Annotated in this window: 12 protein-coding genes; 1 reads left to right on the forward strand and 11 read right to left on the reverse strand. The window is 58.8% G+C overall.

Going from position 1 to position 9228, the window contains the following annotated elements:
* On the forward strand, window positions 1-307 hold a 307-nt coding region (locus ACTO5E_RS08720), incomplete at its 5' end, for an MATE family efflux transporter (RefSeq protein ID WP_482303028.1).
* A gap of 410 nt (window positions 308-717) precedes the next feature.
* On the opposite strand, the gene ACTO5E_RS08725 is transcribed toward ACTO5E_RS08720, so the two are convergent.
* The 11 genes from ACTO5E_RS08725 to ACTO5E_RS08775 all read right to left on the reverse strand — a co-directional run.
* Window positions 718-1284 (reverse strand): GNAT family N-acetyltransferase, encoded by a 567-nt coding sequence (locus ACTO5E_RS08725; RefSeq protein WP_482303029.1) that lies wholly within the window; start codon window positions 1282-1284, stop codon window positions 718-720.
* An 11-nt stretch (window positions 1285-1295) separates the two neighbouring features.
* Window positions 1296-2417, reverse strand: coding sequence for a THUMP domain-containing class I SAM-dependent RNA methyltransferase (locus tag ACTO5E_RS08730; RefSeq protein ID WP_482303030.1), 1122 nt, complete (start codon window positions 2415-2417; stop codon window positions 1296-1298).
* Window positions 2414-2941: a ribosome hibernation-promoting factor, HPF/YfiA family gene (gene hpf / locus ACTO5E_RS08735; RefSeq protein WP_482303031.1), complete on the reverse strand. Its 528-nt coding sequence runs from the start codon at window positions 2939-2941 to the stop codon at window positions 2414-2416. The genes ACTO5E_RS08730 and hpf overlap by 4 nt, the downstream gene beginning before the upstream one ends.
* 386 nt (window positions 2942-3327) lie before the next feature.
* Window positions 3328-4167, reverse strand: a complete 840-nt coding sequence (locus ACTO5E_RS08740; RefSeq protein WP_482303032.1) for a fumarate hydratase — start codon at window positions 4165-4167, stop codon at window positions 3328-3330.
* Between the two features lie 84 nt (window positions 4168-4251).
* Window positions 4252-4761 carry a S1 RNA-binding domain-containing protein gene (locus ACTO5E_RS08745; RefSeq protein ID WP_482303033.1) on the reverse strand — a complete coding sequence of 170 codons (510 nt, stop codon included), beginning with the start codon at window positions 4759-4761 and terminating at the stop codon, window positions 4252-4254.
* A gap of 64 nt (window positions 4762-4825) precedes the next feature.
* Window positions 4826-5140: an FtsB family cell division protein gene (locus ACTO5E_RS08750; RefSeq protein ID WP_482303034.1), complete on the reverse strand. Its 315-nt coding sequence runs from the start codon at window positions 5138-5140 to the stop codon at window positions 4826-4828.
* Window positions 5141-5286: 146 nt separating this feature from the next.
* Window positions 5287-5799: a spore cortex biosynthesis protein YabQ gene (yabQ, locus tag ACTO5E_RS08755; RefSeq protein WP_482303035.1), complete on the reverse strand. Its 513-nt coding sequence runs from the start codon at window positions 5797-5799 to the stop codon at window positions 5287-5289.
* Window positions 5796-6101, reverse strand: coding sequence for a YabP/YqfC family sporulation protein (locus ACTO5E_RS08760; protein WP_482303036.1), 306 nt, complete (start codon window positions 6099-6101; stop codon window positions 5796-5798). Before ACTO5E_RS08760 ends, yabQ begins: the two co-directional genes overlap by 4 nt.
* A 98-nt stretch (window positions 6102-6199) precedes the next feature.
* Window positions 6200-6439: an RNA-binding S4 domain-containing protein gene (locus ACTO5E_RS08765; protein ID WP_482303037.1), complete on the reverse strand. Its 240-nt coding sequence runs from the start codon at window positions 6437-6439 to the stop codon at window positions 6200-6202.
* Between the two features lie 306 nt (window positions 6440-6745).
* Window positions 6746-8143 (reverse strand): MATE family efflux transporter, encoded by a 1398-nt coding sequence (locus tag ACTO5E_RS08770; RefSeq protein ID WP_482303038.1) that lies wholly within the window; start codon window positions 8141-8143, stop codon window positions 6746-6748.
* A gap of 16 nt (window positions 8144-8159) precedes the next feature.
* Window positions 8160-9228 (reverse strand): ABC transporter ATP-binding protein (locus ACTO5E_RS08775; protein WP_482303039.1); only part of this gene is annotated, 1069 nt, incomplete at its 5' end.

The raw sequence follows: 9228 nt of genomic DNA on the forward strand, positions 1-9228 counted from the left end.
CATTTTTTCCAGCGACGCCGCTGTGATTGAGACCGGAGCCCATATGCTGAACCTGTACTTTTTCGGCTTCTTTTTCATGGCCTTTCAGTTTGTGGGACAGACCGCTTTCCAGTCTCTGGGCAAGGCGAAACAGGCGGTGTTTTTCTCCCTGCTGCGCAAGGCCTTTATCGTTGTGCCGCTGACCTTCCTGCTCCCCATGCTGGGCCTGGGAGTACAGGGTGTGTTTCTGGCTGAGCCCATCTCCAACGCCATTGGGGGGCTGGCATGCTTCACCACCATGTGGCTGACCATTTATCGCAAACTGTGAGGGACAGAGCGGCTGGCCGCTCCCTGGTTATACTCTGCCTATGGAAGCCAATCGGTCCCCCGCTTCCGGCAAAACGACAGGCAGCGACAGTCTGGAAAGGATGCGCTGCTTTTTATGTCCTGCAATGACTGAGGATTTTTGCTCTGTCCCACTTGACAGCAATATTTGCCTGGTGTTTATCGCAATGTCATAAAAAGAGGCCGCTTTCCCGGCATCATCGGGAGCCGCCTCGTTCAGTCAATACAAAAGGGAACCCCGCCTGCGGAGTCCCCTCTTTTTATGACCTCGGAAGTAAATAGTTGGAATTTTTTGAGTGACAGAAAGCCTGGGGCAAAGCCATGGGGCTCTGCCCCACACCCCGCCAGGGCTGCGTTCTCTTTCCACTGTCAGGACGCCAGGTAATGTGGTATTTACTGCCTCTCCGCGAAGTAGTCAGCGCGGAGGATGGAGTAGCACACATCGTCACAAATCTGGCCGTCGCAACGCCTGCAGGCCCAGGGCACCACGCCCTCCAGCTTGAACCCGCACTTTTCAATCACCCGCTGGCTGCGGAAATTCCCCGCATAGTGGCTGATCGCCATCACATCCACCTTTTTCTGTTCAAAGGCATGGGTCACCATAGCGCGCAGAGCCTCTGGCATATAGCCCCGGCCCCAACAATCCCGGCGCAGCTCATAGCCCACTGAAAGGCTGTTCACCTGAAACCGCCGCAAATCGCTCTGGTACTTGATGCGTCCCACCACCTCGCCGGTTGCCTTTACTGCAATGGCAAAGCAGTCCTCGTTATGCAGGTCCCGGCTGAACGCTGCCGCAGCTGCCTGCAGGGTTTCGGCAGGCCGGCATCCGGCGGGGATCATCACCTGAGGGTCGGACACTATGGACACATAAGCGTCAAAGTCCTGGCGCTTCCATCGGCGCAGGATCAGCCGGGGTGTTTCCAGCTCTCCCCGCATCCAGCGGAACAGCCTCATTCCCATTCCTTCTTTCCTTACATCCGGGGAGCCTTGAAATACTGATAGAACTGACAACGGATCATGCCGTTATAGAGCTTGCGGCGCTTGTCCGCCGGACGGCCGAACAGACGCTCAAAGTCCTCCTCCGGGGTGATGACGCCGTAACTCCACCCCCGCCGGGGCTGAAACACCCGGCCCATCTCCCGGTACAGGCCAGCGGCCTCCTGCTGGTCCAGCAGGCGTTGACCATAGGGTGGGTTGCACACCACGCAGCCAAACTCTCCCGGCTCCTGAAACTGCCGGATGTCCCGGACTGAGGCGGACACTGACTCCCCCACCCCCGCCCGATGGGCGTTTTCCAGGGTCAGCTCTACTGCTGCCGGGTCGGTATCGTACCCAACTCCATAAAAGCCGCTGTTCCGGCGTTCCAGCGAACGCGCCCGTTCCCGCTCCTGGGCCCAGACCTTTTGGGGGGACTGGACCCAGTCCTCAGCGGCAAAACGCCGGTTAAGGCCAGGGGCAATGTTCATTGCCAGAGTCGCGGCCTCAATAAGCAGGGTTCCCGAGCCGCAGAACGGGTCAAAGAATTGCCCGTTAGACCGCAGCCGGACCAGCTTTACCAGGGCTGCGGCCAGAGTCTCCTTCATGGGCGCGGCCACCGAGGCGGGCCGGTAGCCACGCTTGTGCAGCCCCGCCCCGCTGGTATCTACGGTCAGGCTCACCTGGTCCTTCAGAATACGGAAGCGTATCCGACAGGCCGGGCCCTCCTCTGTAAACCAGCTGCCGCCGTATTTGGACTTCAGCCGCTCCACCACTGCCTTTTTGACAATCGCCTGACAGTCAGGCACACTGTGAAGCTGGCTGTTCAGGCTGCTGCCGGTGACAGGAAACGCAGAGTCCCGGTTCAACATCCCCTCCCAGGGCAGGGCCCGCACTCCCTGAAACAGCTCCTCAAAGCTTCGGGCGGGAAACTCCCCCATAAGGACCCCCACCCGCTCCGCAAAGCGGCTGTTCAGGTTGGCCCTGGCCAGCAGGTCCCAGCCGCCCTCAAACAGCACCCGGCCGTTCTCCGCCTGAACCTGCTGGCAGCCCAGCTCCCGCAGTTCCTGCGCGGCCAGGCCCTCCACGCCCATCAGGCAGGGCGCTGAAAACCTCACTTCTCCTCCGGAACCAGCAGGCCGTAGTCTCCGGACCTGCGCCGGTACACCACGTTGATCTCCCCACTGCCGTCGTTGCGGAACATAAAGAACTCATGCCCCAGCATATTCATCTGCATAATGGCCTCCTCGGGCGTCATCACCTTCACGGCAAACCGTTTGGTGCGGGCCACCTGCAGCTCCTCGTCCGGTTCGTCATAATAATCGTCAGAGAACACCAGGCCTGGGTCCACCTTCTTGGCCTTTTCCAGCCGGGTCTTGTTCCGCCGCATCTGACGGCCCAGGGCGGCGATCACATGGTCCAGGGCCTCGTTCATATCCTGAGAGGTCTCCTCTGCCCGGCAGATCATCCCCCGCTGGCGGATGGTGATCTCCACCGTCTGGCGGTTGCGCTCCACTGTCACCGTGACAGTGGCCTCAGCGTCCTCATCGAAGATCCGGTCAAACTTAGCCAGCTTTTTCTCTACCAGCTCTTTAAAGCTGTTGCGCAGGTTGACCTTTCTGCCGATAATCGTGATCTTCATAGTGGTTCCTCCTTATTCACGGCGACCCTTCAGGGCCGCCTGGATTGCGGGCTTTTGGGGACATATCAGCAGGTGGAGAGCCCACCTGTCGCTGTTGTCCTGAAACCAGTATAGCACATTCTACAAAAGATTGCAATAGGAAATGGAAAAACTATAATATTTGGGCCGCAATAAATAAAAAAAGAAACCTTCTATCAGATTTCACCGATACCCCGCAAACCAATTCGTTTTATTTGACTGAACGTCATAGCAAAAGCTCCGTGTCCGCCGCTAGTTCGCCAGGCCTGAGCAGCTGAGGCAAGCGCATGGCAGTGCTGTCATGCGCTTTGCTCCGTCTCCCCCTGTCAGAGGGTGATACCTACCTTGCGGCCCAAGCCTCTATTATTTTACAGCTCCACGCTCTTGTGCCGGGTGACATGACAGCCTACATTCACCGCCACCGGCAGGCCTGCAATATGGGTGGGGTAGGCTTCAATATTCACTGCCAGGGCTGTCACGCTGCCCCCAAAGCCCTGGGGGCCCACCCCGGTCTCGTTCACCGCAGCCAGCATCCGGGCCTCAAGGTCTGCGTAATAGGGGTCTGGGTTCCTCTGGGCCACGTCCCGGCAGAGGGCACGCTTGGCCAGCAGGGCGCACAGCTCAAAGTCGCCGCCAATACCCACCCCCAGCACCACCGGCGGGCAGGGGTTTCCTCCGGCCTCTTGCACAGTCTCCGCCACAAAGGATACAATCTCCTCCTCCCCCGCAGCCGGGGTAAACATGTGCAGACGGCTCATGTTCTCACTGCCGAAGCCTTTGGGGGCCACTGTCAGCCGGAGCTTGTCCCCTGGGACCAGCCGGACATGGAGCACCGCCGGGGTGTTGTCTCCGGTGTTCCCCCGGCGCAGAGGGTCCTTCACGACAGAGCACCGCAGCAGGCCGTTCACATACCCCCGGCGGACCCCCTCGTTCACCGCCTGCTCAAAGTCGCCGTTAATGTGCACCTCTTGACCCACCTGGGCGAACACCACCGCCATCCCTGTGTCCTGACAGATGGGGATTTTCAGCTCCCGGGCTGCCTGCAGGTTCCGGCACAGGTCCTCCATCACCGGGCGGGCAATGGGGCTGGTCTCCTGCCGGGCCCCGGCGCTGATGAGCTCCTCCAGACTTTCGGGCAGCTGGCGGTTGGCCTCTACACACAACTGCTCCACTGCCGCGGCAATTTCCTGCGCGCTGATCTCCCTCATGTTCATTCCTCCTGTCAAAATAAAAAGCCTCAACCGCGCGGTGAGGCTTTTCCAAAATCATCATCTTCCAGACACAGCGGCTGGTCAGCCCTTGCCCCCCCGCCGGGAATAACCCCGCCGGGTCTCATTTCCCCGCTTCAGGTCTGACATTTTTTCGTCGCTGGTCTGCTTGAAACGGCTCATCATGTCCTCAAAGCTGCCGCTGTCGTTGCGCCGTCCCTGCCACTCAAAGTCCCCGGGACGTCCAGGGCCTGGGTCCGGCTCCGGGCGGGGTGCGCGAGGCGGCCGACGGTCCGGCCTTCTGCCCGCGCCCTGGCCAGGGCCTCCCCCCTGCCGCCGGGGCCTGTGCTGCTCCTCAGGGGGCAGGGCCTTTTTCATGGAAAGGCTGATCTTCCCCTCCTCGCTGATGGCAAGGACCTTCACCTTCACCGTCTGTCCCTCGGTGACAAAGTCCTTGATCTCGTTGACAAAGGTGGGCGCTACCTCAGAAATGTGCACCATTCCTGTCTGCCCGCCCTCAAAGCTGACAAATGCCCCGAACTTTGTGATGCCTGTGACCTTACCCTCATAGATCTCTCCAACCGCAAGCCCCATGATCTCCCGTGTTCCTCCTCGATTTTGTCTGTTTTCGCCGCCACGGCCCTGGTATCCGGCCGCCTTACTCGCCGCCCATGTCAATAAACACTTTTTCTCCCGGCTTGGCATAGCCCAGGTCCAGCCGGGCCCGACGCTCAGCATAGTCGGCCAGGCCGTTCTCCTCCTCCAGGGCGCGGCGCAGCTCCTGGTTCTTCTGGTTCTGAGCGTCCAACTGCGTCTGAAGCGTCTCAAGCTGCTCCCGCTTATCCGCAATCTGCATCTGCCGGTCTACCACCGAGAGCAGCACCACCAGCGTGAGCCCCAGCACTGCCAGCGTCAGCAGAAAGCTGCCGCGGGTCTTCTTTTTGGGCTGTTCTGACTGTTTCTCCTGGCGCACGTTGGTTCCCTCCCTGCCGGCAGCCGGCCCTTCGGAGAAGTGCTGACTGTGTTTATTCCATTATATACTAGTCTACATAATGTTTTCAAGGGTTTTTTTCGGTTTTTTCGGTCCCGGAGCAAGTTTTTTTCCTTTTGGATGGGAACTTATTTTCGAGCAACCTGGCTGCTTGGTTTTTCTCGACTTAAACGCAGCATTGTCAAGGGATTTTTTTGACGCTTTATACCAAGACGCTGCTTCCGGCCTTGCCTCCCCGGTTTTCGAGGAGCCTTCCTCCGGCTCCCTGTTTTCTGCCGGGGCTTTCTTTTGGGCAGCAGCCTCCCTGTTCTCTGGCGGACAGCGCCACCCAATCTCCCGGCCACTCTGCGCAGCCGGGCCGCGAAGCCGCTGAGCAGCGGGTCCAGCGCAACGATGGTTCCCCAGGCCCCCAGACATTGCAGCGCCGCCTGAAACATCCGCAGGCGGCCGCTGTCCACTGCCAGGGCTACCACAAAGGCGGTGAGGGCGCAAATCAGCCCAAAAAGCAGGTCGGAGAAAAATGTGAACAGCCGTCCGCCCCGCAGCAGCAGCCCCAGCAGCTTCAGCCCCAAAAACACCCCGCCCAGCATCGCTCCTGTAAACAGGCACAGGCACCCGGCTGGCAGTGCCGCCCCGGTCATTTGAAAAGCCTGCCGAAAAAGGACAGCGCCGGGACGCTCTCGGTGTAGGACACCGCGCCCACTTTGCCCTGCACCAGCATATCTCCTGTGTCGGAATTCAGGCTTTCGATATGCAGGGCCTCTCCCTTGATATTCAGCTGTCCCAGGTCTGTTTGGGCTGTGATCAGCTCATCGCTGAAAAAGTCTACCCGCTGAATACCCGTAGCTGTCAGACGCTCCCGGTTATCCAGGCTCAGGCAGTGCTTTTTTGCCGGCCTGCCCATCCGCTCCGGCTTTCCGAATTTATCCAGCTGCTCCGCCATTGGCTCATCCCCCTTACTGGGACTATATGCGCCGGAGGGCCTGGGTATGACAAAGGCAGCACCGTAAAAGACCGGCGCTGCCTGGCTTGGGTATCGCTTCAGATAAACTCATACAGGCTTGCGGCCTGGTCTTTTGTGGCATACTCGCTGACAGAGAGCACCCGGGCTCTCAGCACCCGCTCGCCCATATGAATTTCCAGCACATCCCCCAGCTTCACATCGTAGGAGGCCCGGGCGGGCTTGTCGTTCACCAGCACCCGGCCGGCGTCGCAGGCCTCGTTGGCCACCGTGCGGCGTTTGATTAGCCGGGAGATTTTCAGATACTTGTCCAGTCTCATGCAATCACCTCTTTCATCTCCGGTTCATGCTCTACAAGGAGAGCATGAACCGGGACGCATCTATTATTATCATAAACGATTTACTTATGAAAAGCAAGGGGGTTTTTGCGGAAGAAGCCCCAAGCCCGCATTTGCGCAAGGGAGGCAGTGTGCCGGTAAAAAGAAGGCCCTCCCTATATAGTGCAAAATGCGGGAGGGCCGTGCCCTTATAAATTACTATGGTTTGCTGCCGCGCACAAGACCATGTCTCGGGGCTCTTTCATCGCTGGCAAAGGGGCTGTCGCATTTTTGATTTTGGCCGGCTGGCTAACTTTTACTTGCATGTGTTACCAGTGTCTTCTTTTTACGGCCTGCGCCAAAGCTCTCCGGCGCCCGGAACCACAACAGCAGGTATGCCAGGGAGGGAATCAGCCCCAGTACCCAGCCAATGGGTGTTGCCACCCAAATGCCCAGATATCCCATAAAAAGAGGCAGCAGCAGAGAGAAGCCGATTTTTGAGGCCAGCTCCACAATACTGGACACCAGCGTAATTTTTACCGCGCCAATCCCCCGCAGAGCAGAGTTTACCGTCCAGATCGCCCCTAGGAACAGGTAAAAGGCGGCCTCAATGCGCACAAAGCGGACAGAGGCGGTGAGTACATACTCGCTGGGTCCCTCCATGAACATCAGGGCCAAGGGCTCTGCGAAAATCAGCATCACTGCCGTAGACACCAACGCCAGCCCTCCTACCAGGAGCAGGCCCTTTTTCAGGCCGTCCTTGATGCGGCCATACAGCTTTGCCCCATAGTTCTGCCCGGCGTACACCGAAAAGGAGAAAGCTACATTGGAAAAGCTGACAGTGGCCAGCTGCTCTACCTTACCGCCCACTGTGTACGCGGCTACAATGTCAGAGCCAAAGGAGTTAATGACTGCCGTGACCACAAACATGCCCACGCACAACACCCCGCTCTGGGCGCACATGGGCAGGCCAATGCGCAGGTACTCCCCTATCATCTTCCGGTCAAATCGCCAAGCGGCCCGGTCCGGTATAAGGCGGGGATACTTTTTGACCATGTACGCCATGCACAGCCCTGCCGACACCGCCTGCGCCAGCACCGTGGCCCAGGCAACCCCCGCCACGCCGCCATTCAAGGCCAAGACAAAGAACAGGTCCAGGCCGATGTTGAGAATGGTGCCGAAAATCTGAAAGTACAACGGGGTTCTGGAGTCGCCAATGGCCCGCAGAATGGAGATGAGGCCGTTGGCAAGCAGAATGGCAATGGTCAGCCCGCCGGTGATCTGAATATAGGTCACCGATTGGCCTATGATGTTCTCAGGCGCGCCCAACAGGTTCATCATGGGCCGCGCCCCGAACAGGGCCAGCAGCCCCAGCGCCAGGCCCCCCAGCAGGACCAGGTATACCGCATGGCTGACCGCCTGCTTCATGCGCTGCTCCTGCTTGGCCCCCTCGGCCTGAGAAACAATGACCGAAAGGCCGTTGGTCAAGCCGTTGCCCATCATCATGATAAACATACTGGTTGAGGCCGCCGCGCCAATGGCCGCCAGGGCGTCGATGCTGACAAACCGCCCCACCACAATGGTGTCCACCAGGTTGTACATGAGCTGGAACACCCCGCCGATCCACATGGGAATGGCGAACAGGACCAGCAGTCTGGCTGGCGACCCCTGGGTCATGTCCAGATTTGCAGGCCTTCTTTTCTTCATGTCCTGACTCCCCCTCTTAGCGGCTTTCCGCCTTTTGCAGCTGCTCCTTATCGTACTGCAGAGTGTACAGCTTGTAGTAGCGTCCCTTCTGGCGCAGCAGCTCCTGGTGGCTGCCCTGCTCCAGAATCTCCCCGTGGCTCAGAAGAATGATATTGTCCGCGTGCTGAATGGTGGAGAGCCGGTGGGCCACAATCAGCATGGTGCCGATGTTCTTCATCTTCTCCAAGGAGTCCTGAATCAAAAGCTCGGTCTCTGTGTCAATATTGGCGGTGGCCTCGTCCAGAATCATCACCGCGGGCTTGTGGATAATGGTGCGGGCAAAGGACAGCAGCTGCCGCTGGCCCGCGGAGAAGTTGTTGCCCCGCTCCCGCACAGGCTCGTCCAGGCCGTTGTCCAGCCGGTAGATAAAGCTGTCGGCGTTCACATATTCGCAGGCCCTGCGGATATCCTCCTCCGGGAACTCATCCCGCAGCACAATATTGCCCCGGATGGTGCCGGAGAACAGGAACACATCCTGAAGCATCTGGCCAAAATGCTTGCGCAGAGAGGAGATGGTGATTTTCTTGATATCCACCCCGTCAATGAGGATCTGGCCCTTCTGAATGTCGTAATTGCGGCAGATCAGGGACAGGATGGTAGACTTGCCCGAGCCGGTGGAGCCCACAAAGGCCACGGTCTGCCGGGGACTGATGTGGAAGCTGACCCCCTTGAGAACCCACTCGCCGGGGTTGTAGGCAAACCACACGTCCTTAAACTCGATCTCCCCCTTCACATCCTCCATGTCTCTGGCGTCCGGCGCGTCCACAATCTGGGGCTCCATGTCCATCACTGTGAAGATTTTCTCAGCCGCGGCAAACGAGCGCTGCAGCATGTCAAACTGCTCGGCCAGCTGCTGAATGGGGTTGAAGAACTTGGAGATATACATATAAAAGGAGACAATGATGCCGCTGGACACTGTCTGACCCATAAAATTCCAGCCGCCGATATAGCCCCGGCCGCCCAGATACATCAGGCACAGCACTGAGGAGATGTACAGCATATACACCATAGGCTGAAAAATGCCGAACACAAACATTCTGGACCGC

The sequence above is a fragment of the Acutalibacter sp. genome, assembly GCF_056800975.1.